Genomic DNA, 22355 nt, shown 5'->3' on the forward strand with positions numbered 1-22355 from the left:
TATTATCGTTGAGAGATTGAATGAGTGGATGATTTCGTGCGCGCGGCGGCGCGCGTGGTGGCAAGCAGATGTAGTTCCTGCATGCGCAGATGGTTGAGCCGCGCCTCGATGTCGGCCTGTTGACGCACCAAGCGGCCTACAGCAACCAGCTTATGCTGATCAGAAAGGTTCGGGAGCGGCACTTCAAGCCGCTCGATCGCGTCGCGACGAAGATTGGGGATGGTAGAACCTGTCGCCGACTGGCGAAGAACTACTTGCGTCGTCGGAAGGTTGAGAAAAAAAACGAGATAGTCGGCGAGAAGGCGGGACGCATCGGGACGGAGAATGAAAAGCGATCCCGCGGCCACCATAGGCGGCGTCGGGTCAGGCACGGATGCCGCCCGGTAGGAAACCCCCCGCGTTTGAAAAACCAGCTCACCCGCGCTCAAGGTATCCGGTGCGCCTTTGCCCGGCACTTCGGTCACGCGGGCCATCCCGTCGAGAACCAGCAAGCCGTCGGCCCCTACATCTTTGCCTTGCACGACGAGGAATTTCCCGGTCGGCTCATGCAGGACGCGCTCGCGGAACGAGGTTCCAAGCCGGACGCCTGCAATGTCAGCGATTCGTTTCATTTGCAATAAAGCCTTTCACGCAAATGCAGATACGCCAAAGGACCTGCCACCGTCAATAATAATTTTTCCGAAAGGCTTTACTGCAAAACAAATTATAGGGTCTGAGAGGAAGATCTGGCAAGTTGTGGAAACTAATTCAGAGGGTTAGGTCGCGAAAAGCACATGGGTACAACTCACCGCAATTGACTGTCCCAGCTTGCAACCGGACGCTATCGTCGCGCGGGGAACTGCTACCCGGGGGGCGAACTATGATCTTCGGTGATTCTCTCAGGCCAACCAGGTACATCAGCACCGCTATCGCTCTGGGCTCAAGCCAACTTTCCGAATGCTATCGCGATCTCGGTGATAGCGCCGATGGTCGCAGCCGGGAGTAGTGGAAATGGCTTCAGCGGAAGACGACGAACGGCACGAGCGGGCTTTCCGCCTAGTCGGTGAGATTATTGACGGCATCGTTGCTCAAACCTGTGCACGGCATTACCTCGCGCCGACCCAAGAGCATCAATTCACGAGCAAGATTACAGACCGCATTGAAAGCGAACTCCACGACCTGAACGTCTTCGGCATGCACGTCGCCATTCACGCACAGGATTTTCCGGATAAGGGTTCTGGTAGCTGGGAGAAAAAGTCGGGTGCAGACGTCTACATTTCCATGGTGATGAACGCGCCCGGCCATACCATCAACAAGGGCCTGATAATCCAATCCAAGTGGGATGATTCAAAGGATCGCGAAGGTCTCGCCGTTCAAACACGAAAGATGAAAGCGCGGTCAAAATCTTCCTATGTGTGGGTTTATGGCCCTTCGAGCATCACGGTCGTACCAGCTACGGATGTAAAGGGTGGCAAGCTCGATTTTTCGAACGCGATGACGGTCGGAAAACTCATCACTGAGGGGCTTCGGTGTCACGAAGGTGATCCTGGGCTTGGCCGAGATTTGCACACACCAATCCCGCAGTCCCTCACTGCGATGATGGAGAAGCTGACGGTGCCGCATGGCTTCAGTGTCACCCTCACCGAGCGCACGCACTGACATGCTCCTAGAATCGCAGATACTCGATATGACTACCGAACAGCGCGCAGTGGCAGCTAAGGGCGCCGTCATAAGAGGGTGTCGGAAGCTGCTCAAGCGTGACCTTATGCTCCTTGCAATTGGCGCACACGAGCAATCAATCTGTCATCGGCTTGCCGTCTACCTAGAGAGCTTTTCCGAACTCAACGTGGATTGCGAATATAATCGGCAACGTGTGCATCCCAAGTCGATACGTGATGGACGCATTAAGCCGGATATTCTGATTCACAAGCGGATGGATAGCCGCTTCAATCTCATGGTGCTGGAGGCCAAGGCAGGCGCCGAGACCTCGACCCGCGACAAGCAAAAGCTCAGTGCGATGCTGGAAGTCCAAGGCATGTACCGCTACGCGCTTGGCGTCTACCTCCACGTTGAAAACAAGCGAAAGCGAGTGCTTCAGACCGGCAGAGTAAAATTAAGCCTGCGCTGGCATGGCAGTGACGATCCGTACGAAATGGAAAGCGATATTCCGGCAAACATCCTAAGAGAAATCGCGGCCCAGCCGGATTGAAACCGAAGTCAAACAGGTCACGCCCGACAATGCCGAAGCGCCAGCGCAGGCCAGCTAAAAGAGGCACCCGATTTCGGGACAGTGATAGCGACGCCGGCATGAAATGACGGCGGGGCCCGAAAGCGAGTGCAGCCGCGAGACCGGTTAACAAGGCACCCGCACGACGGGCAGTGATAGCGGTGCCGCGAAGCGGCAGCCCTTCGTGCGAGTGCCTCCGGCGAGCGGCGCATGAAGGGTCTTGTCCCGCAGCCCATTCAGGATGAGTTCTCTTTTAAGAGCTTTTGAAGTTGAAAGCAGACGCTCCCGTTTGGCTATATCTCCGTCATAGCCAAAGCGAGGATTTCTAATGCAACAACGACAAGAGGCGGGAGAAAACCCGCCCAAGCCTAGCATACGCAGCGTAAGCGTCGCATATGCGAATGCCCCCGATCACTTGAATAAGAAGGGCGCTATGGCGCTGGCGAAGCGGTTAGAGCGCTACTGGCACGAACGCGGATATCCTGCCGCGCGGTTTTGGACGGAGCCGATTGATGAGCGCTTCGCCAAGATTGGCACATACGAGATTTACCGGGTGGCCTGCAATCTCGTGAACGGGTTGCCGCCGCGCTACCGCGACTAATCGAAACGCGCAACTGCGCAAAGGGACCGGCCGGTGAGACTTAGCGATTCAACGCAGGCTCGCCGCAACAGGATGATGCGCGCTTCACCTGTTGCCGCCGCTGTAAAGCGACCGGCCGGACCATGCGAAGGGTTTGCTGCACACGAACGTGTGCTGCACGCTGAAGCAATTCGCCGCCGAACACTGCAGAAGCGCTGAGGTTCGCTGGTTAAAAATTCTGAATTACCGCTTCGATAACCGTAATCCGCCTAGCATGGCGAATACATCCAACAACGCACAAACAAAATGAGGATGTCCTCATTGGAATGATCGCATCGCAACCAACATCCAAAATAATTCCATCTAACAGTAGGTTTGCCGCCCCGCCAGAGACACGTGAAATGCTCAAGGAGATGAATGCGTTGGGAGGGCATGAAACCTCCTCCATCAGCCGCTTGATGCTTCATCCTGGAAATATTGACTGGAAGTGGGAGCAGAGGCCCAATGGCGAGATTTTGTGCCAGATTAGGAAAGTTGGAATGGCCGTACTGGGGGCCGAGATAACATTCGATGCGGACGGTCGGGAAGATCGTCAGAAGCACGAAAATGATGAACGGTTTGCGATAGGACGGCAAACGGCCATGCTCACGCGGCACTATGATACGATCGCAAGATCGTGGCCCGTTTTCGAACGCACGCGGCAGCTTGTGGGACTCGTGTACGCGTTGAACATGCTTCGGGAGTTGGGCTACCAGCCATCTGCGCAGATACGTCAAGCGGCTCACAGCACGCTTCGAAAGTACCTCAGTCGCGGTCGCATTCCCGAACATCACCGTTTGAGGGCATAGGAGACGTTCATGGGCGTGAATTTTAGAGGTGCGACATTCAACAGCGCAGGAGGTCAAGACCCCTTGGCAGATGTTGGCGATCAAAAGCGGTCCCAACAATGCGCCGACGCTGAAGCTGCCGTCGGCGTCAATGTCGGCGGCGGTCGAGGCGGCGGTGGAAACTCTGGAGGTGGAGGCGCGAATTCATCTGATGGGCCGTCGGGAGGATGGCTGGATTGGAATATGGCAAGAGAGACATCACGAACGTCAGATGGCAGTCGCCTTACGGTCGTTACGGTCGGATACCAAGGATATACACTTTCCGTGCATCACCCAACATTGGGGGACGCGCATATCACCGGCCATGCGGATGGCACTCAACATCGCCACGAATACATGAGTGACGATCCTCAGCGGGGTGATAAAGTGCGCTCCAACCTCGGTTATAGCGGTGGGCTGGATATCATTGGAAAGCCGAATCCCAGAGGGTAGCGCAATGAGAGCATCTGAAAAGATCAAAAGCGCTTTGCGCATGACGGACTCTGAGATGATTGAGTGGACCGCCCTCTTTCAGCAAGAGGCATCTCTTATAGGGCCCGAGGAAAACAAGCAACGTCGGCTTGAGGAGATAAGGCAGGATGTTGATCGGTATTTCCTTGCCGAGATGGACAGGCGATTCAGGGATGAAGCGCCGTTGTCCGATCCCGAATTGTTTGAGCTCATTGATGCATACCTCATCGAAATTGGAATTATTGGTATTCCTGCGAGGCGCACGCGTACCTCCCGTGAACCCGAACGTACTGCATAGTCATTCCCGGACGGGGACCTGTGCGGAATAGTCCGCTGGATCATGTCTTGCCTCCTAGCGACCTTTGAGAGAAAGCCGGTAGCGGTTGACCGCTTTCCGGAAGCGGCGCGAGGAGTGCCGGCGCGTCTTTCCCGTGTTGTGCAACTCCCCCAAGGCCGCGATGGCTGCTGCGCGCTCCGCTCGCAGGTTCGCAAGGATGGCATCTAGTTCGTCGCGCCGGGCGTAGCGGATGGCTTCTGCGATACGGGTTGCGTACTCGCCGATGAGTGCCGCGCGCGCCGAACGATAGCCGACATTTTGTTTTGCTAGCCCAAACCCGAGGTAGTCGCGCGGCACCACGACAGCGGGGGATCGCCCCGCCGAGGTGGCGGCAAGCATGTACCGCAGATTTTGGCGCGACTGCACCGCCGTTGCGTATTGGGGTGAACGAAATCCAGATCGGGTAACCTCCCGCGCTGCTAATGCGAATTTTCGTGGAACAGCACCCCGGGCGGTCGACGTGATGCGCTGGCGGATGGCGCCAACCGATGGCAGGTCATTGAGGGAGATGTCGCGTAGCTTGTCGCGGACCATAGACGTATTCACGCCATCGATGCGTCGGGCCAAGGAGTGCACGCCCCCTGAGCTGTCGACCACGACAAACACCCGCCGGTCGCCACGGGCGAGCGTGTAGCCGGCTTCTTCGAGTTTGCGGCGAAACTCCGCTCCGCTGCCGGAGCTACGCCAGAAGGCCGTAAGTTCACTGGAAACGGTCGAAATCGCGACGGCAGATCGTTCTGCTTGGCGAAGCTCATGGTCCTTCGCTGGCCGCTGTGCTTGGCGCTTGCCGCGTGCGCTGCCGGAACTTTCGAGGAGCCGGTGGCCGAACATGCGTTCGAGTTCGCGGGCAGCTTGTTCGTGCAGGCGGTAGTTCCATGAATAGGAAATAGCGTTGCCCGTTTCGGCTTCGATGCGCGACCAAACGACGTGAACATGCTCGCGCTCCTTCTTCCGGTGTACGACCACAACACGTGGCTGGCCGTGGAGCCCGAGCCGCTCTTCGAGGTGGTCGACCGCTTGCTGTATCTCGTGATCCTTAAGCGGAGCCGTTGCCTCGGGGCTGATGGAGGCGTGGTAGAGGGAGCGCTTGGTGCGGGCAGCCGCGCTCCGGGTCTCCATTTCGATCAAGGCCCCTTCGATGTCCTGTGCAAGGGTGCCACGGCATTCATACAGTTGTATGCGCTCGTTCTGGTCAGCACGCATGAGATGCGCGGCGAGTTGGCGGGCGCGGCCACGCGCTTGCCCCTTGATGATCAAGGTTTGGGTCGCTTGCCTAAGGCCTGGAGGAGAAGGGGCCGGAGGCTGCGAAGCTCGTTCAGACTGCGAGCCAGATCCCGCTCAATACCGGGCAGGCTTGCAGGCGACCCTACCTGCAACGTGCAAGTAATGCGGCCAAGGTTGGAAGCGATACAGCCGAGGCGGTCGAGGAGGCTTACAACCAGCGAAGCTTCGATTGAGGGCCGCCGCGACGAACGAACAGGCTTGGCATCCACCAGTACGCGGCGGACATGGGCGGAAAGAGTAAATCCCGCCTCGCGTGCGGCCTCATCGAGTGCGGCACGCTCCGCAAACGAGACCCGGATGGTGATGCGGAAGCGGCGCCGCTGTCCGTCGCTCGAAGTCATGCGATCCTGTCGGTTGAGTAACCCAGCCTTGAACCGGGGATGCAACGGGGCGGAGCCCCTTGCCAAGCGCGCTTCAGACATTCACCGCGAATGTCTGACAGCGCATGGCTTGCCTGCTACTAATTCGTAAAGCCTACCAAATCGGACTTAGTGGTTCGAGCGTGTGGTTTTTTCAAAAAGCGATTTTCTTCACGCTCTGGATCGTGTTGGCGATAAGGTCGCCTCGAACAAGGAACGCTTGCGATGGCAAAGACATGCATCATTTGCGGAAAGCGCGCCGGATCGGGCGAGCATGTGTTTCCGGCCGTGCTCGGCGGGCGGCGCGTGAACAACGGCATCTATTGCCATGCCCACAATCAAGGCTTTGGGCCTCTTGCGAAGATCATCGGCAACCAATTGAAGCCTATCAACGCGCTTCTGGCCGTTCGGCCTGACCACAAGAAGAAGGCGGAGCCCTTTAACTACACCTCTCCAGAAGGCGAAGAACTCGTCATTTTTGATGGCGTGGTGAAGCATGCTGACCCCAGCGCCAACACTGGACGGCCACATATCCAGCTTGTGCTTGGCCGCGATGACGGCCTGCGGGCGGTTGCCTACATCGCCATGACCTTTTTCGCCGCGTACTTCCAAGAGCACGCGCGGAAGCCGGAGCTGCAAGCGATCAAGGATTACCTGCTTGGCACGGGAAAAAACGATTTCATTTGGTGGGAACTTGGCGCCTCCATCGCTGGCCTGCCACCGAATCCATTTCCGTTCGGGCACACCGTTGTACTTACAAGCTCGGCCGGCACCGGAAGGGCGATGGGCTACGTATCGTTCTTTGGTGCTCTCAACTTCGGAACCGATTTCGGCGCGGTTCCGGGCCTGGCCGATCGGACTGTGATCATCTTCATCGATCCTCACGCCGATGCCGCGCCAAATGATATTAAGAAGGAAGATCACGCCGCCGCGTTGATCGAACTTAGCAAGCCCAATCCCCTTCACGCGCATCTAGCCAAGATCGTCTCGGATGGAATCGGTCAACGTGCATTGCAGGGACTGCTTGAGCGAATAGAGGAGTGGAAATTCGCAAAAGAAATGACGCCGGTGCTGGAGCAGTTCAATCGTGCGCGGTCATTACCGCCCGACGCGCGTAAGGCTGAGATAGCAAAGCTTGTCGAGCTACAGGTCTCACGCATCTACCGGATTATGAGCCACCTCGCAGAAGATTTCGCGGGGACGCAAAACGGCCCCGGGGCGGATCAGATAGCATCGATCCTCAAACGGATGGTGAAGACGAACCCTCCACCGGGCCCGACCTTCGATGCCGACGGTGATCATGTAATGGGTACATCGATTGCAGCAGTTGTGCGTGACCTAGATGCAAAGCTCGGCAGCGGCGATGCCGACATGGAATATCTTTTCCGCCTGTTCAGCGGTGGCTCTGGTGCCGGAATCATTGGAAAGATCATGTTCGACCGCGCGCAGGCCGTGATGTTCGGTGCCGGTCGCTAGCTCGGCTTTCAACGACCTCGATCGATGTGGCGCTCTTTATCGCGCTGATCGAGATACGCTTCGAGTTCTTTCTGCCGCCACTTGGCGATATCCGCCTCATGCGTGCGCTGAGTCTGCTCGCGCAGGTTTGCCTCGACCCGTTGCTGCTGCGGGGTAACCTGCTTCTCGGCCATGTTCTGCTCCTTGTCCTCGGGGTCGCGCTGCGGCCCGTCAAAAATGGATTCCAGCGATTTAGAAATTTTCCCAATGAGCGAAAGGCCTGCCCCGGCGATCATGTCGGTCGGGCCCCGCTTCGCAGTGCGCTCCGAACTATGCGGTTCGCCGATGTTGTTTTGCAGTGGACGCCACGTCCAAAGCTCGTAGTTCTCGCGTTGCTCCTCGGTCCGTGCGAGGTCCCGCATGTGGAAGGCCACAAGCGTGCTAAGCGGGTCGCTCGGATCGTCGGGCATGGTGCCTGATTTGGTAGATTTCACATACAGGTCGTGGAGTTGCCGCTCGGCGGCGACGACGCCAGCCATGGCACGCTCTTGCTCGGCGTTGCGGTCCTTGCGGTCTTCGTTCTCCTGCCAGCGGGTCTTGCCGTCATCGATGACAGGGTAGTTGACGGTAACCTGCACCGGCACGCCGTCGATGATGCGGGTGACCTGCTTTTCCTCGCTCCGGAACTCGTGATCCTTCTCGTGCAGGTACTTCGAGGCCGCGCCGACGTGGATTTGCGGTTCACGGCCGATGCCCTGGTCCTTGAGGCTGCGCTTGTCGATCCGTTCCTCAAATCCCTCCCGTTCCAGCGCCCGGTTGACCTCGTCTTCCCAACCATCGCGAAAGCGCTGGGTGCTGCCCTGCTCGGTGGTGAGCATCACGCGCTTTCCGGCCAGCCAGTCACGGTCGCGGAAGATGATATGGGCGTGGGGATTGTCCCGATCGTCGGGCCCGTCATGGATGGCGGCGGCCCATGAGGCGCGGCCCTCGGTCAACCGTTCGCAGAAGCCCTGAAGCAATTCCGCGTTTTGCTCGTGGGATAGCTCGATCGGCAGGGCGACTACGACTTATCGATGACCCGGGCGTTTCTCCGGTCTTTTTCCTCTTGGCCGTCCAGCCAGCGCATCATGGCGGCCCGGTCCAGCGGCATGCGCTCGCCGACGACCTCGGTGCAGGCTTGCGGGCGGGTGATGTAGCGCGCGAACAGGCTCGCCGACCCCTTCGGGTCGGTGCTCCGGCCGATGAAGCTGTGGTTCAGGCTGAATATCGCCATTGCCCGCCCGTGTCCGTCGTCGCACGAACGATAGTACATTGGAGCTGTTTCAACTTCCAGTCCCGCCCGTTTAATGGCAGGTTTGGAGAAGGAAGGGGCAGTGGCAGGCTGCCCTCTTGGGGATGGGAAACTGCCGGAATGTCGGTGCACGGCACGGCCCGGTTTGCCGACCGGGATGAGCTTCGCAAAGCCAAATTGGTCCGTGATCGGCCTCCGGGTGACCTTCCCGAAGGCCTGATGGTCGGCTGGTGGTTCGAAGACCAGTACGACTTCACCCCGATCGAATATAGCGGCGACCTCCACCAGCTTATCGTGGGCGGGACGGGCGGCGGCAAGTTCACGACGGCCATTGCGCCCATGCTTCTGGGCAGCCGGCTGGGTACGAGCACCGTTGTCGTGGTCGATCCCAAAGGGGAAATCGCCAAGCTCGTCGGTCCGTACTTCGAGACGCCGTTTGGGAGCAAGCCGACGGTTCATCTTCTCGACCCATGGGATCAGTGCGGCACCGGCCAGACCAGCGCGCTCAACGTTCTCGACCACATTTCGGAAAGCAATCCGAACCATGTCGACGATGCCCGCGCGCTCGCCGATGCCATGATCATCCCGTCTGGCGGCGAGAACACGCATTGGGACAATGCCGCGCGGAATTTCCTGACAGCGATCCTCCTTTACGTGGCCTTGTCGCCTAAGGAGAAGGACCATCGAAGTTTGCTTCGTGTCCGTGAACTTGTTTCGATGACCTGGGCCATGCCCAAGTCCTATACCGGCCCGAAGCGGCAGACGCTTTCTGCGATCTTGATCGAGTTACTGGATAGCGACCTGGGCGATGGAGCCATCAAGCGGGGCGTGAGTTCCCTTTTTAACCGGGAGGACAAGGAGCGCTCCGGCATTATCAGCAGCATTGACCGGGATACGTCGTGGATCGACAGCCCGCAGATGAAGAAGGTCCTTCAGGGCGACGGGCTCGATCTCAACGAAGCCGCGCGCGGCGGCCATAAATATTTCGTGGTGTTGCCCCCTGAGTTCTTCATGACGCATCGCGCATGGCTGCGCCTAATGGTCACGACCTTTGCCAAGGCATTCAAACGAACGACATCGGGCGGAATGCTGTCGAATTCGCCGCGCTGGCGTCATATCGTGATCGATGAATTCGCCAACCTCGGCGAAATGAGCTTCATCCTGAACGATATCGCCGTCGCGCGCGGCTACAACGTCAAGTACCACCTCGCCATACAAGACCTCAGCCAGCTCGCGCGCGTCTACACGCAAGGCTGGGAAAGCTTCATCAATAACTCGTTCCAGCGGTTCTTTGCGGTGAGCGATATGTTCACGGCGGAATATGTATCGCGCATGCTCGGTGGTGCGACGGTGCAAAGCACCAGCACTAATATTGGCAGCAGTGGCAGCCGCAGCTACGGCGACAGCTTCGGCACAAACAGGGGTGAGTCGCGGAGCTCCAGTGCAACGGGATCCGGAGGTAGTAGCTCGACCAGCCACGGCAGGAGCCACACGTTGTCATATAACGAAAGCTCTGGCTGGTCTCGCGGGCAGAGTACGACACCAACGCAGCGTGCCTTGCAAACGCCCGATGAAGTTCGTCGATTACCAGAAGATTGGCAATTCGTGTTCTTTCGGGGATTGCATCCCGTGCAATGCTGGCGGCCGGCCTACTGGGAAATCTTCCCGTCATTGCCGAACTTCTCTCTAAAGGAGGTTCTCGGGACGATTGGGCGCAAGCCGAAGGACGACGAGTTCGCGTATTTCAATCGCTGGGTCGCGGGCACGTTGCTGATGAAGCCGAAGGCACGGCCCGAAGTGCCCAAGCCGTTGCCGCCCGAGCCCAAGGCCATACCTGCACCGGAACCCGCCAAGCCGCTCGATTACCGCATCAAGCTTGCGATGGGTTGTGCCGCCCTCGCGTTCCTGTGGTGGTTGATGCCGGACAGGCCCGCGCCCCCGGCCAATGCTCCCGCGCCTGCCGTGATCGTGCGGAATGAGCCGCCAACCCGGCCTCCCGAGCCCAAAGCGCCGCCCGCACCAATACGTACAAGGGCACCCGTACCAAATGATGATGCGATGCGCTTCATGCCGGCTGGAGCCGTGAACCGCGACTTCATCATTGGATTGATGGACAAGAATGTCGCGCTCTGCGCGCCGGGTCATGGGCAAGACGAGCTAAAGCTCATGGATTCGCTAGCGTTTTGGGCCAAGTCCAAGCGCGTGGATACAACAGTTGACGCCGCCTTCGCGGCTGATCACCGCGAGCAGGAAGCTGGAGGACGAGGAACGGTTTCGGCCGACATAGCCAGCTTAGAAGACCACGGAAAGCATTAGCCGACGGAGAAACAATGCTCAAACTTGCTTCATCGATCTTGGAATGTGATGCGCGGTTTCGCGACCTAGTGGCCGTGGATGCGGGAGGGACCCGTCCGATGGCAATCGCCGATCTGCATGCGATGATCGAGCCGATCCAGCTATCCGATGCCGTGCCTGAAGAGATCCGGCGTGAGTTCGATACGGCGCGCAATGCCTTTGTGTACTCGTGGTTTGTATTCGAATTCACGACGCTCGCCGAACTGGGCGGCTACGCGCGTTGGCGCCGACGTCGTCATTCATATGAACAAATCCTTCGCAATCGCGCACGGACAAATGCACCTGCCGAATTTCGATAGTGAGCGGTAGTGGACCGGGGATGCAGCACTGCACTTGCTGCTTCTATGTTGCCGCGTTGTCGAACGGGCCTGGGCATGACGCGGGACAATCCACCTATCCTCATTTGTAAGGAATGTAGGCGGCGCATGGATTTCCTTGCGACGCTCCCAGCTATTGCAACGTTACCAGCGGTATACGCCTATCGATGCTTACCGTGTCGAAGGGTCGACACGATCACACTGCGGACGGATGTATCGTTGCGAGTGCTCTCGCGGCGCTGAATCTACTAGTTGCCCGCAGACGCCAACCGCGAGGGTAAGATTCGAGTGATTTGCAAACACGGAGGGCCTTCGCAACGGGCGTTGGTATCAAGCGTCGCCGAATACAACTTGAAGTTTTGCAAGAGATGGGATATAAATCAACCGCTCGCTAACGCACGAGCTTGGTTTAGCAGGGAGGCCCCACGCGAATGGGGCCTTTCCTTTTCCTACAGCCTGATGGTGAAGCTGAACGCGAGTTCTAGCCCCTTCCATGCAAGCCTTAGGAAGGCGCTCGCTGTACGCATCGCGACCTCCTTTTTCTTCTTGGTTTAGCACGGAGGTGCGTTGCCCTTGCGAGCAGGCGCAGTGTGGCGGCGTCGCCTCCCGCCAGCAATCCGCCGGCCGGGAGGGACATCCTTCAAATGAGCCACTTGCAGAACCGCAACGTCGTCCCATAATGCGGGCACACACGCCTGCCGTTTTCGCCCCTGGGCGATCGGCCTTTCGTCACCGCCTCCGGGCGTGACGGAGGCCTTTCCAAGGGGAAACTACATGACCAAAACTATCAAAGTGACGTTGGATGTTCCGGTGAGCGACGATGGCAAGTTGCTGCTGCCCGGCAATCTGTCAGTCAGTGGCGACCTCTACCTAACGGACACGGAGATCACGGCGCTGCCCGACAACTTATCGGTCTGTAGCTGCGATGTCGGTGGTGACGTCGTTTCAATCTGCGCGAATGCCCGTTCAAACAGCCGCTCTCAGAATTCAGCATGCACTGCGACCGCTCGTCGACGAGCTGTGCCGATTGTGGTGGCGATGGGTATCGCGGCGATGGCCGCGGTCCTCTTGATCAACATCTTCCCGTTCTGGTTCGTCATCAACAAGGCGGTCTTTACGGAACTTGGTCTTACGGACGAGGACGACCCCATTGGTCAGATCGACGTCGCCGCGATCGAGCCTGACCACTTCGCCGGAACGTAGCCCGTGCTGGCCAATAGTCCGATCAGCGTCGCCATCATGAGGCCTCTGAGAGGAATCCCTGGCGAAATGAAGCTGCATGCGTCGATAAGCGACGCCAGATCAGCCTCGCTAAGGATGCGCGGCGGCGGAATCGCCCTAGATCTGGAGAAGGCTCTGCGCTCCAAGGCCTCGGTTTGGGGGTCGTAGACGGCCAGGTACTCGTAGAATCGGCGGAGCACGCCGTGACGGACGGCGCGACTGTTGGCGGCGCCGCCGAACGACAGGACGAAGTCCAGCGCCATCGTCCGGGTGGCGGGCGCACCCAGCTGAGATCGCTCGGCGTAGCGAACGAAAGCCCGCAGCGTGCCGGCTTGCTTGTTGAAGGCGTAGCCGAGGGAGCGGCGTAGCTCGATGTAGCGCTCGACCTTGTCGCCGAGGAATGCGGCGAAGGCGGTCATGCGGCGCCTCCCGGAAAGGGGAGCGCGACCTCAGCGAGCTGCGAGGCCGCGACCTTCACGTATAGCGCCGTTGTGTTGATGCTTTGGTGCCCTAGAAGATCGGCGACCTCGTTGATCGGCCTTCGTCGCCCGACGAGCTGGGTGGCTAGACTGTGGCGCAGGAGATGTGCGCCTCCGACGCGACCGAGCTCGATCCTACCATGCTGCAACCGCTTCCGCACGATCCTCGAAACAGACGACGCGTACTTGAATGGTCCCACGGGCGGCGTGAAAGACAGGAACAGATGCTGACAATCGACCTTCGGTCGAGCCCGCAGGATGTACTCAGCGAGCGCGGCGCCGGTCTCCTCGATGAGCGGGGCCACTCGGTCACGCTTGCCCTTGCTGCGCCGGACAAAAACCTCGCCAGCTCGCCAGTCGATATCCTGGAGCTGAAGAGCGCGCAGCTCGCCGTTGCGAATGCCTGTGGTGGCGAGCAGCAGCAGGACGGCTCGATCGCGAAGGTCGATCGGCGTCGCCGCGCTGATCGCATCGATGGCGTGGCGAACATCATCCCACGAAAGCCGGGGCGGCAAATGGGCCAGACGCCAATGGGGCGTTCTTGGAACGACGGGGGCCAGATCCTGCTCGTGGTGGCCAGCCCAATGCAGAAAGCGGAGAAACGCTCGGATGTGAGAGGTCGCCGCCGTGCGAGTGGCGGAGGTCGCCGAGAGCGATAGCCGATACTCGACGGCGGCAAGGACATGCTCCGCCGTCAACGTCTCGAGGTCTTGGCCAGGATGGCGATGGCGGAGCCAATCCAGAAAGCGCCGTGCGCCCAAGAGAACGCCATCGCGGGACCTTGGCTCAAGGCCTCGTACCCTGCTCAGATAGTCAGAAAAGGAGCTCAAAAGCGGAGCGTCCGGATCATCGACTATAATGGGCGTCGAAGCAATGAATCGTTCGGGCGCCACCCGTCGCGCGTGTTGGAGCGCAGACACTGCCGCAATCCGCGGTGAGTCCGTGGTGAATGTGCATAGATAGCTATCGACGATAGCGTCGCCGATCGGCCGTGAACCGCAATGTGCTGCAGCAAAACGGCTGAACCGCGCGATCCGGCTCAGATAAAGCTTAGCGGATGCTTGCTTGTAACCGAGCGAGAAAAAGTGCCCCGCGATGCGATCCATCTCGGCGCCGAGCGCCCCGTTACGAAGGCGCTTAAGCACCCCGCGGTACGATCGAGCATTGTGCCCCTCCGGCATCACGGCGCAGGGGGATCCCGCGTCCGCACGAGAGGCACGAAATATTATGTGGCGGAGGAATCCAGCCGTGGCCGGCCCTGGCCTGGCGTTAAGGCGCCTCCGCCACATAATCTCGCCCAACACATAAAAAAGGATCTCGCCCGAGGCCCTCCTGCACCAGCAATGCCAGACCCTGCATGCCCTTGCGCATGTCCGTGTGACCGGTTGCGATCCAGATCCTCGCCCCTGCTGCGATCGGGATCATCGCCGCTCCAGCAGATCCAACACGCGAGACAACGCGGTCATATCAACGCCGGCGTCCACGATCACGCGACATGCCGCGTCACTGGTTTCCACGTGAAGACCTCGATCCGGATAGCTTTGCCTTTGGCGTCCAGTTCGGCCGCCGTCCCGATGACCCGACGCCCCGCAAGATTGACGCTGACGCTTGGTTTGACCGTTCCGATGCTTCCCGGTTTGTGGTGCGGGAACAAACGGTGCGCATCAGTGAGGATGAAACACTTAGCCTGGTCCTTGTCGAGGACGAGCACATGCTCGAAGGTTAGCCCTCTACACTTTGTGACGCGAATATTCTGCCAGTTGTCAGCCGAATTATCATGCGCTTTACGAAATCGGCAATTCTCCACGAGTTTGCGCGGCAAGACCGATCCTATCGGCTGGCCATCATCTCGAGCCATTGGCTCCAAGGCGGCGCTCAGTATAAGCCAAGTGCTGTTGAAGAAGCGCGAGGCCTACAGATGAAGGTACTCGACACGTGGGTGTCTTACTCCGATCTTGCAATGCTGCTTGAGCAAGACGCGTCGCGGTTTTCAATCACTACCGACTTTGTGCTTAACCAGCTTCATGCCCTCATTCGCATCCCTTTCGAGCTGCTAAGCGACTATTGTGAGGATTTTGATCGCGCAGGCACCGGAAGTGCGATGGTCAAAAAGCTTCGCGACGCGGATTGGTACGAATATGCGCGAGCCATCCGAAACACGGTATCGCACAATTTCCGTTTCGATTTTTCGCGATACAAGCCGGAGAAATTCCCCATCACGTGGCGTGGCATCTCTCTGACTCCGGACCTCGATGGGAAAACCATCACGTTCGAGTCATTATGGCACAAATCCGGCATGCGCTCTTTGTTGCGATGCGGGCCTTTGCCGAGGCTTTGCCAGAGTAAGGGGACAATTGCTTCATGATCGTGCGAAAGCGATAAGTGGCCCGAGGTCATGGTTGTCGGCAGCCCGAAGCGCAGCGATATAAGTCGCACGGGCAGCGCCAGCAGTCTGCAAGTCGGCGCCGCCCCATGTGAAGCGTTGGCCGCCAAGCTGCACGATCAACACATCAGCAGCCAATCGTGACCAGCGGCCGTTGCCGTTTGGAAACGGATGTACGGATACCAGGCGGTGATGGAAGCGAACGGCAAGTTCGTCGGGCGGATAGGGGTTGTTCTCGACCCAATACCTGGCGTCATCGAGCACTTGGCGCAGCGAAACTTCGATTAGATGTGGCGCGACGCCGAGGTTGCGCTCCGTCGTTCGAAATTTGCCGCCCCAGCGCCAGACGCGTTCGAACATGCGCCGATGCAAGCTCTTGAGAACACTTTCTCGCGTCGCAACCTTCCGGCGGCCGAATGCCCAGCGGTTTGCCGTAGCGATATTCTGCTGTTCAAGTTCGTTCAACTCGCTGCGCAAAGTAATGTGCGTTGGGATAATCGATGTGAATGGCGCCAATTCACAAGGTCATGGAAGCGGCGTGACCTTCAGCTGGCTGAGCGACGCGACCTTGTCGGTGCGCGTCATCTTGAACTTGGTGTCCAGACCGAGCCACTTGTCCCAGAGTTGGTTGATCTCGCCGGCCTGGTCCATGGCGAGGAGGGTCTCGTTGATCTGCGAGCAGCGCCGGCTCATCCTTCTTCATGCCGACGCCGAGCGGCTGCAGCACCACGGGCTCCTCGATCATCTTGAGCGGCTGACCGGCCTCCTTGGACTGGTTCACAAGCTTGGTAATGGTCATGGTATTCGACACCATTCCGACCGCCTTGTTCTGTTGAACCGCCATGAAGGCCGAACCAATATCGACAAATCAACGGATCGCGCGTCAAGGGCTTAGCCCTTAAGCAGCAGAACAAAAGTGCGAGCGGCTTGCCGCGCCCACACCTTGAGTGCGCGAAGGATTGAAGCCGAACGGCCAGGACGCGTTTGCGGCCTGGTTCACGAAGCTCCATGGGCGAAGCGAGGTGTTCGCCCTACATCACAACGGAGGGGGCTATTTCTTCCAATCGAAGTGATTCTTGTCGTATATACGCTCCGGTGTAACGTTCGGGAGCGAGAGTGATGGCCAACGCGCTCGAGATCTATAAGGCTCACCCGGTAAGATCGCAGCTCGGCAGGAGAGCCGCACAGTATGTGCGCATGTCGACACAACGGCAGCAATACTCGATTGAAAATCAGGCTGCTGTAATTGCAGCTTACGCGCACGCCCACAACCTGACGATTGTACGAACCTATCGCGACGAGGGAGAGAGCGGTCTGCTCATCAAGAACAGGGCCGGTCTTATGAAGCTCATAAAGGATGTCCAAGCAGGAGAAGCCGATTTTGGTCATATTCTGGTCTATGACGTAAGCCGGTGGGGCCGCTTTCAGAATGTCGACGAGAGCGCGCATTACGAATTCATCTGCAAACAGGCGGGCATCAACATCGCGTATTGCGCGGAGCAGTTTGATAATGACGGCAGCGTGCTCTCCAGCATCATCAAGAACATCAAGCGCGTGATGGCAGCAGAATACAGTCGCGAGCTTTCGGTAAAGGTTCACGCTGCGCAGTGCCGGTTCGCCCGATTTGGCTTCAAAGTCGGAGGTCGCCCCGGTTATGCTCTCTTGCGAGAACTTGTCGATCAGAGTGAGCGGTCGCGAGGCGTGCTGAAGAACGGTGATCAGAAATACCTCTCAACCGATCACGTCCGAGTGCGCCCCGGCATCCCCGAAGAAGTAGCCGTGGTGAAGTGGATCTTCGAACGATTTTTGCAGGTAAAGTCTGAAGCTACGATCGCCCGGGAGCTAAACCGGAGGGCCGTACTCACGAGCACAGGAGTTCGGTGGACGCGTGCAGCGGTTAACGCGGTGCTGCGAAACGAGAACTACATTGGAAATATGACCTTCAACCGCCGATCACGCAAGCTGCGGAGGAACAGCACCTGCAATCCTCCCGAGCTTTGGATCACCAGCGAGGGATGTATCGAGCCAATCGTTGAACGCGAAACCTTCCTGAAGGTAAGCAAGATCATTGAAGAACGGCGTGTCGACCTCACTGAAGAGGAGATGCTTGCCCGCCTACGCAAGACGCTGTTCAAGGAGGGACGCCTGAGCTCTGCTATCATAGCCAGCACGGTAGGCCTTCCTTGCGCCTCTACCTACCAAAACCACTTCGGTGGCATGATGAACGTGTATCGGCTGATCGGTTACGCTCCCAAACGAAACTATGAGTTTCTTGCATCACGTCCACAGTGGGCTGAGGAAAAGGCAAAGCTCGCCGCGGAAATCGCCATGGCTGTTAGAAAGGCCAGAGGCCAAGCTGCCTCTCGCGTCGGGACGAGTTCCTTGCGCGTAAACGGATCGATCAACATCTCAATTCGAGTAGCCCTCTGGTGCGGAAGGCAAGACCGCGCACCGTACTGGTCTATAAAGCGCGGGACACGCCTGCCTCACGGCTGGATTGCCGCACCCAGAATGGCTGAGCATAACAAGTCGGTGCTCGATTACGTACTGCTGCCCACTGACGGGAAGGTAAAACGAACCATGACGTTTTCTGAAAGGGCTCGCATTCGCCGTGGGATATCTCGCTTCGAAACCGCTGACGGCCTGGCACGAGCAATCGTCGGGCAAGTAGTTGGGGCAGGTCGTTCCTCCCCAGCGCCTCACGACAAGCGATCGAGACCAAAGCAACCCAAGACCAAAAGAGCCCCCGCGCGGCGTTGATCGAACGCAGATACAAGACCTTCCGCGAAGCAGTGCTTCATAATGCCGTCTTCAGATGTCGAGGAGACACAGCAGTCTCAGTTTGCCATGTCTCAGTTTCTGGATCAAAAACCAAACCGACCAGTCCGACGGTACAATCAAGAAAATCATTTCCAGGATCTGTCCCAAAAATTGCGCTGCTCCAGCTTGGTTCAACTTTCTGTTAGCGGTTCTGGACGACGTCGTGTGCAAGGCACGCACCGGCCGTAATCCGTCTCGCCGATTTGCTCCGCCAAGGCGGACTTCCCGCTTCCGGATTCGCCGACGAGCAAGCACGCGCGGTCCCGGTTGAGCCAATCGCGCACCTTGGCGTGGGCTTTATCGGAGGTAGCGGCGGCAAGCCAGAAATCTGGCTGCGAACATCGGCCATAAGCTCGCGGCTTGAGCGATCTAGGACTTCCCAATCGTGCCGATAGTCGGGATGGTCATGCAGATCGAATTCGTCGCGCAGCTCGACAAGCAAGCCTGCCAGATCGATCGATCCGCCCGCCCGATTCCCTAGGCCCGCTCGTCGAGCGAAGAGGCGGGCAAATATTGCGGAGTTACCTGTTATTGGCAGTCAGAATCCCAAGCGACCGGCCACCTAGTGTCCTGAACCAGAAGTTCGCAACATCGGGTCGTGTTGTACCGGGGCATTGTAACGGCAGAAGCGCTCGATGGAAGCAAGGACGTCATCGGCTGACTTGGTCCACCGGAACGGCTTGGAATCGGCGTTGTGTCGTTCGATGAACGAGGTGATATCGGCCCTAAGGGCGGCGACACTGCGATAGACGCCGCGCCTGATCTTCTTGTCGGTAAGGAGTGCGAAGAAGCGCTCGACCTGATTGAGCCATGACGAACTGGTCGGGGTCAGGTGCACATGCCAGCGCGGCCTATTAGCCAGCCATTTCCGGATCAGCGGCGATCTCGTCCAAGAACTTGCGGAACTCGGCGGCCCGGTGCCGTCCGTAGCACTTTCCGATGACCCGTCCGGTCGCAATGTCGAGGGCGGCGAACAGCGATGTGGTGCCGTGTCTTTTGTAGTCGTGGCTCCTTCGGGCCGGCTGGCCGGGACGCATCGGCAACATAGGCTGACTGCGGTCCAGCGCCTGGATTTGAGACTTTTCGTCCACACACAGAACGATGGCATGCTCTGGCGGGGAGACGTAAAGGCCGACGACGTCACGCACCTTGGCCACGAAGTTCGGATCGGTCGAGAGCTTGAACGTCTCCAGCCGGTGCGGCTGGAGCCCGAAGGCTCGCCAGATGCGTTGCACCGTCGATACCGACAGGCCGCTGGCCTTCGCCATATCGCGGGAACTCCAATGGGTGGCGTTCTCGGGGCAGCTTTCCAGCGTCCTCAGGATCACGGCTTCGACACGACCATCGGCAATGGTGCGCGGCGCCCCCGAGCGCGGCTCATCGTGCAGTCCGGCCACGCGCTGCTCCACAAATCGCCGCCGCCATTTGCCTACCGTCCCCCGCTCAAGGCCCAGCTTGGCCGCCACTTCCTTGTTCTGACCGCCTTCCGCGCAGGTCAGCACGATCCGGGCTCTCAGAGCCAGCGCCTGCGCCGTCTTTCGCCGCATCGTCAGCGACTGAAGTTCAGCATGCTCAACATCGCTCAAAATCAGGGGCGCAAGTCGCTCGGCCGCCATCAGATCCTCCCTCGCTGTGTAGCCGCCATCTCTGGCACAGCGACGCGAATCTAATGCGAATCTACGATTGCGAACTTGTGACTCAGGACACTAGGTTCAAGCAAACACTCCGACCAACCGGCCCGGGGATGTTCTTTGCACTCGCAGGGGACGGACTAACAGCAATTGGGAGGACAAATGGACCTGAAGAGCGAAAGCCCCGACGAATACGGTGATGACGTATTGGTGGGAGGAGCCGCGATCGCCGAATACCTGTTTGGATCGCGGGAGCTTCGGCGCAAGGTGTATTATCTGGAAGAGACTTCGAAACTGCCGATCTTCAGATTAGGTTCAATGCTGCGCGCACGGAAGTCGCTGCTCAGCGACTACATCAAGGGACAAGAGCGGCGCCCCGTCAAGCTGCTTCAGCTCCAAGCTCAAATTGCCGCGCTATCGGGGACGATCGACCCGCTTGAGCAAGCCGGATTCGATGCGGCTGAAGCACGACATCTCATGGCGGAGCGTCGGAAGGAGTTGAAAGACATGTCGCGCCGGTAAGATCGGCGAGAGGCTTATTTGAAGAGAACCTTTTCAAGGCCCGTAACGAGTTCCGCGCGCTTTTCCTTCGATAGCTTATCGAGATTCTGCTGACGCCATTTGACGGCAGGCAGATCGGCGGCAGCGGGGATGCCAAGGAGATCCCAATTGGGCTCGCCGCGCTCGAATGAGACGAGAAACTTCCGGTGCGCGTCCGGCATCTTGCCAACAACTTCTTCAATCAGGGTCTTGCGTGCCGCAATGAGGCCATACTTCAGAACGGGCTCTTCAGTCATCCCCTCGAAGCCGTGGAGGAATTCATCGCTGATGTCCTTTTGAGACGAGGCAAGCACCTCGAACATCGGCCGGTCGTGACTCAAGAGATAGATGATGAAGGCCTTGCGGAGTTCATCGGTGATACCTTCATTGGCCAGCAGGTCGCGAATATCGAACAGATCGCGCGGATGCTGGCGATCCAAGGCGGCGACGATTTTTCCGCCATAGAGGTCAGCAAAGGAGACCGTGCGAGCCTCAGCGAATCCGAACGCTTCCTCAACGGCGGGACGCACCGAAGTCACGACCGGCTCGAGAACACAGCCGCGCAGCACAGGCGTGACTTCAATCTTGATCTGGACGTTCTGCGAGCGAACCACGAGCTTGACGATCGTGTCCTCTTTTCGAGTCTCGTGGACCTGCGCGCCCGGGATCTTCTCTTTGATCCGGGCCACGATGCGCTTCATAGCCGCATCTATCTCAGCAAGGGATTCCGCTCGCGGCGCAACCGGAACATAAGTTAGATCGATGTCGACAGAGAGGCGCGGCATGTCGCGAACGAATAGATTGATCGCGGTGCCACCTTTTAGAGCGAAGCACTTCTCTTCGGTGACAAACGGAAGAACGCGCAACAGCAGCGTGACCTGTTTTTTGTAGACGTCAGCGAACGCCATCGAGATCTCCCGGGACGGTTATTTGATAGGTCGGATCGAGAATACCACCTCGGACGAGCATACGTTTGCCATGCCCAAGATCGACAGCTTCCTTGTTAAGCCGTTTGAGCCAGGCATGGTTGTGACGGTCGGCGAAATAAAAGAAGAGACGCTTCACCTTTACACTCGCGCAATCCTTCAGGAGCTTTTGCAAGCGGTCCGGACGAAGGTTGGCAAGGCCACCGAGCAGGGCATCGACATGCTCGAAACTTTCGTTGTTGGGCAATTCGTCGAGCAGTTCGAAAACGGCGCGCTCGGGCGTTGACAAGGTTAGAGGCCAGTCCCATTGCCCCCAATTCAGTTGAGTGACGTCGCCTCCCCGAAACGCCGTGACATCCGTCATTTTCCCGGTTTCGACATTCCAGCGGACGCTGCTTATGCCTTTCGTGACGGGATCGTTTTTGAAGAGCCGCCGATCGTTGTGGTAGATGAATTTGACCTTCAACGGCAGCTTGTCGACCCAGGAAGGCGGCGCTTTCGATCCGTAGAGATGCACGCGGGTCGTCGATTGCGGAAGGTAGTGCGCGTATCCTTCTAATTCGAGTGCCGTTCGTCCGCCAACAACAAGCGGTGAATAATTCAGGATGCCCTGCAGAGATATGATGACCTGCTGCCAGCTCAGTTCGTAGCGCGGCCGGCGGAAGACCCCTCGGGCTGGTTGTTCAAGCCAACCACGTTGCACATAGAGATGTTGGAGCTGTGTGGAGTAGCCCTGCCGCTTGAGCCAGGCGGAATCGACCACCAGCCCCTCGGGAAGGAACTTGTCGAGCTGGTTTAGCAGTTGCCCCTTTTGTCTATCCATAGTTTATATAA

24 protein-coding genes and 2 pseudogenes are annotated in these 22355 nt (G+C 58.4%); 13 read left to right on the plus strand and 13 right to left on the minus strand.

Translation table 11 applies throughout. From position 1 onward, the window contains the following. Nucleotides 1-2: 2 nt before the first annotated feature. Nucleotides 3-611: a hypothetical protein gene (locus A3M7_RS49040; protein ID WP_027547610.1), complete on the minus strand. Its 609-nt coding sequence runs from the start codon at nucleotides 609-611 to the stop codon at nucleotides 3-5. Nucleotides 612-990: 379 nt separating this feature from the next. Between A3M7_RS49040 and A3M7_RS45180 the strand changes: the two genes are divergently transcribed. The 5 genes from A3M7_RS45180 (at nucleotide 991) to A3M7_RS0132110 (ending at nucleotide 4421) form a co-directional block, all read left to right on the plus strand. Next, nucleotides 991-1638 (plus strand): hypothetical protein, encoded by a 648-nt coding sequence (locus A3M7_RS45180; RefSeq protein ID WP_049823797.1) that lies wholly within the window; start codon nucleotides 991-993, stop codon nucleotides 1636-1638. Between the two features lie 28 nt (nucleotides 1639-1666). After that, nucleotides 1667-2188 carry a hypothetical protein gene (locus tag A3M7_RS0132090; RefSeq protein ID WP_027547611.1) on the plus strand — a complete coding sequence of 174 codons (522 nt, stop codon included), beginning with the start codon at nucleotides 1667-1669 and terminating at the stop codon, nucleotides 2186-2188. 451 nt (nucleotides 2189-2639) lie between these two features. Further along, nucleotides 2640-2807, plus strand: coding sequence for a hypothetical protein (locus tag A3M7_RS49045; RefSeq protein WP_156937029.1), 168 nt, complete (start codon nucleotides 2640-2642; stop codon nucleotides 2805-2807). An 836-nt stretch (nucleotides 2808-3643) separates the two neighbouring features. Then, nucleotides 3644-4105 (plus strand): hypothetical protein, encoded by a 462-nt coding sequence (locus tag A3M7_RS0132105; RefSeq protein ID WP_156937030.1) that lies wholly within the window; start codon nucleotides 3644-3646, stop codon nucleotides 4103-4105. A gap of 4 nt (nucleotides 4106-4109) precedes the next feature. After that, complete coding sequence (locus A3M7_RS0132110; RefSeq protein ID WP_156937031.1) at nucleotides 4110-4421, plus strand: hypothetical protein; 312 nt, start codon at nucleotides 4110-4112, stop codon at nucleotides 4419-4421. A gap of 54 nt (nucleotides 4422-4475) precedes the next feature. On the opposite strand, the gene A3M7_RS45185 is transcribed toward A3M7_RS0132110, so the two are convergent. Both A3M7_RS45185 and A3M7_RS0132120 read right to left on the minus strand, forming a co-directional pair. Continuing rightward, nucleotides 4476-5717, minus strand: coding sequence for a relaxase/mobilization nuclease domain-containing protein (locus A3M7_RS45185; protein ID WP_049823799.1), 1242 nt, complete (start codon nucleotides 5715-5717; stop codon nucleotides 4476-4478). Continuing rightward, nucleotides 5714-6085: a hypothetical protein gene (locus A3M7_RS0132120; RefSeq protein ID WP_156937032.1), complete on the minus strand. Its 372-nt coding sequence runs from the start codon at nucleotides 6083-6085 to the stop codon at nucleotides 5714-5716. The genes A3M7_RS45185 and A3M7_RS0132120 overlap by 4 nt, the downstream gene beginning before the upstream one ends. Before the next feature lie 243 nt (nucleotides 6086-6328). Between A3M7_RS0132120 and A3M7_RS0132125 the strand changes: the two genes are divergently transcribed. Beyond that, complete coding sequence (locus tag A3M7_RS0132125; RefSeq protein WP_027547616.1) at nucleotides 6329-7579, plus strand: hypothetical protein; 1251 nt, start codon at nucleotides 6329-6331, stop codon at nucleotides 7577-7579. Between the two features lie 8 nt (nucleotides 7580-7587). Here A3M7_RS0132125 and A3M7_RS0132130 read toward each other — a convergent pair whose 3' ends face one another. After that, entirely contained in the window at nucleotides 7588-8577 is a 990-nt protein-coding gene (locus A3M7_RS0132130; protein WP_198033834.1) for a MobA/MobL family protein, read from the minus strand. Nucleotides 8578-8618: 41 nt separating this feature from the next. Next, nucleotides 8619-8831 carry a hypothetical protein gene (locus A3M7_RS49955; protein WP_049823801.1) on the minus strand — a complete coding sequence of 71 codons (213 nt, stop codon included), beginning with the start codon at nucleotides 8829-8831 and terminating at the stop codon, nucleotides 8619-8621. A gap of 138 nt (nucleotides 8832-8969) precedes the next feature. Between A3M7_RS49955 and A3M7_RS0132135 the strand changes: the two genes are divergently transcribed. The 3 genes from A3M7_RS0132135 (at nucleotide 8970) to A3M7_RS50755 (ending at nucleotide 12724) form a co-directional block, all read left to right on the plus strand. After that, nucleotides 8970-11165: a type IV secretory system conjugative DNA transfer family protein gene (locus tag A3M7_RS0132135; RefSeq protein WP_027547617.1), complete on the plus strand. Its 2196-nt coding sequence runs from the start codon at nucleotides 8970-8972 to the stop codon at nucleotides 11163-11165. Between the two features lie 14 nt (nucleotides 11166-11179). After that, nucleotides 11180-11503 (plus strand): hypothetical protein, encoded by a 324-nt coding sequence (locus tag A3M7_RS0132140; RefSeq protein WP_156937033.1) that lies wholly within the window; start codon nucleotides 11180-11182, stop codon nucleotides 11501-11503. Nucleotides 11504-12295: 792 nt separating this feature from the next. Beyond that, entirely contained in the window at nucleotides 12296-12724 is a 429-nt protein-coding gene (locus A3M7_RS50755) for a hypothetical protein (RefSeq protein WP_245284357.1), read from the plus strand. Here the strand turns inward: A3M7_RS50755 and A3M7_RS0132145 are convergent. The 3 genes from A3M7_RS0132145 to tnpB all read right to left on the minus strand — a co-directional run bounded on the left by A3M7_RS0132145 (nucleotide 12676) and on the right by tnpB (nucleotide 14646). Then, the gene (locus tag A3M7_RS0132145; RefSeq protein WP_245284358.1) at nucleotides 12676-13161 is read right to left on the minus strand and encodes a hypothetical protein; all 486 of its coding nucleotides are present in this window, start codon (nucleotides 13159-13161) and stop codon (nucleotides 12676-12678) included. The two genes, A3M7_RS50755 and A3M7_RS0132145, sit on opposite strands and share 49 nt — an antisense overlap. Then, a complete protein-coding gene (locus A3M7_RS47430) occupies nucleotides 13158-14327 on the minus strand; it encodes a site-specific integrase (RefSeq protein ID WP_245284359.1) in 1170 nt (389 codons plus the stop codon). The genes A3M7_RS0132145 and A3M7_RS47430 overlap by 4 nt, the downstream gene beginning before the upstream one ends. 163 nt (nucleotides 14328-14490) lie before the next feature. Next, nucleotides 14491-14646, minus strand: coding sequence for an IS66 family insertion sequence element accessory protein TnpB (gene tnpB, locus A3M7_RS51350; RefSeq protein ID WP_084302710.1), 156 nt, complete (start codon nucleotides 14644-14646; stop codon nucleotides 14491-14493). Between the two features lie 70 nt (nucleotides 14647-14716). Between tnpB and A3M7_RS0132160 the strand changes: the two genes are divergently transcribed. Then, nucleotides 14717-14947, plus strand: coding sequence for a hypothetical protein (locus A3M7_RS0132160; protein ID WP_027547620.1), 231 nt, complete (start codon nucleotides 14717-14719; stop codon nucleotides 14945-14947). 51 nt (nucleotides 14948-14998) lie between these two features. Next, a complete protein-coding gene (locus A3M7_RS0132165) occupies nucleotides 14999-15586 on the plus strand; it encodes a hypothetical protein (RefSeq protein ID WP_027547621.1) in 588 nt (195 codons plus the stop codon). Here A3M7_RS0132165 and A3M7_RS45200 read toward each other — a convergent pair. Both A3M7_RS45200 and A3M7_RS50760 read right to left on the minus strand, forming a co-directional pair. Next, on the minus strand, nucleotides 15581-16120 hold the full coding sequence (locus A3M7_RS45200) for a mobile mystery protein B (protein ID WP_084302711.1): 540 nt from the start codon (nucleotides 16118-16120) through the stop codon (nucleotides 15581-15583). The two genes, A3M7_RS0132165 and A3M7_RS45200, sit on opposite strands and share 6 nt — an antisense overlap. 9 nt (nucleotides 16121-16129) lie before the next feature. Beyond that, nucleotides 16130-16472: pseudogene (locus A3M7_RS50760) on the minus strand (transporter substrate-binding domain-containing protein); the annotation flags it as partial. A 251-nt stretch (nucleotides 16473-16723) separates the two neighbouring features. On the opposite strand from A3M7_RS50760, the gene A3M7_RS45210 reads away from it, so the two are divergent. Beyond that, nucleotides 16724-18364 carry a recombinase family protein gene (locus tag A3M7_RS45210; protein ID WP_063629472.1) on the plus strand — a complete coding sequence of 547 codons (1641 nt, stop codon included), beginning with the start codon at nucleotides 16724-16726 and terminating at the stop codon, nucleotides 18362-18364. A gap of 622 nt (nucleotides 18365-18986) precedes the next feature. Here the strand turns inward: A3M7_RS45210 and A3M7_RS0132200 are convergent. Beyond that, a pseudogene (locus A3M7_RS0132200) lies at nucleotides 18987-20040 on the minus strand (IS630 family transposase). Between the two features lie 177 nt (nucleotides 20041-20217). Here A3M7_RS0132200 and A3M7_RS49965 point away from each other — a divergent pair. Beyond that, entirely contained in the window at nucleotides 20218-20577 is a 360-nt protein-coding gene (locus A3M7_RS49965) for a hypothetical protein (protein ID WP_049823803.1), read from the plus strand. Between the two features lie 14 nt (nucleotides 20578-20591). On the opposite strand, the gene A3M7_RS0132210 is transcribed toward A3M7_RS49965, so the two are convergent. Both A3M7_RS0132210 and A3M7_RS0132215 read right to left on the minus strand, forming a co-directional pair. After that, a complete protein-coding gene (locus A3M7_RS0132210) occupies nucleotides 20592-21503 on the minus strand; it encodes a nucleotidyl transferase AbiEii/AbiGii toxin family protein (protein WP_027547622.1) in 912 nt (303 codons plus the stop codon). Next, nucleotides 21490-22344 (minus strand): type IV toxin-antitoxin system AbiEi family antitoxin domain-containing protein, encoded by an 855-nt coding sequence (locus tag A3M7_RS0132215; RefSeq protein WP_027547623.1) that lies wholly within the window; start codon nucleotides 22342-22344, stop codon nucleotides 21490-21492. Before A3M7_RS0132215 ends, A3M7_RS0132210 begins: the two co-directional genes overlap by 14 nt. Nucleotides 22345-22355: the final 11 nt, after the last annotated feature.

It is taken from the genome of Bradyrhizobium sp. WSM2254 (assembly GCF_000472645.1).
Classification (GTDB): Bacteria; Pseudomonadota; Alphaproteobacteria; order Rhizobiales; family Xanthobacteraceae; genus Bradyrhizobium; species Bradyrhizobium niftali.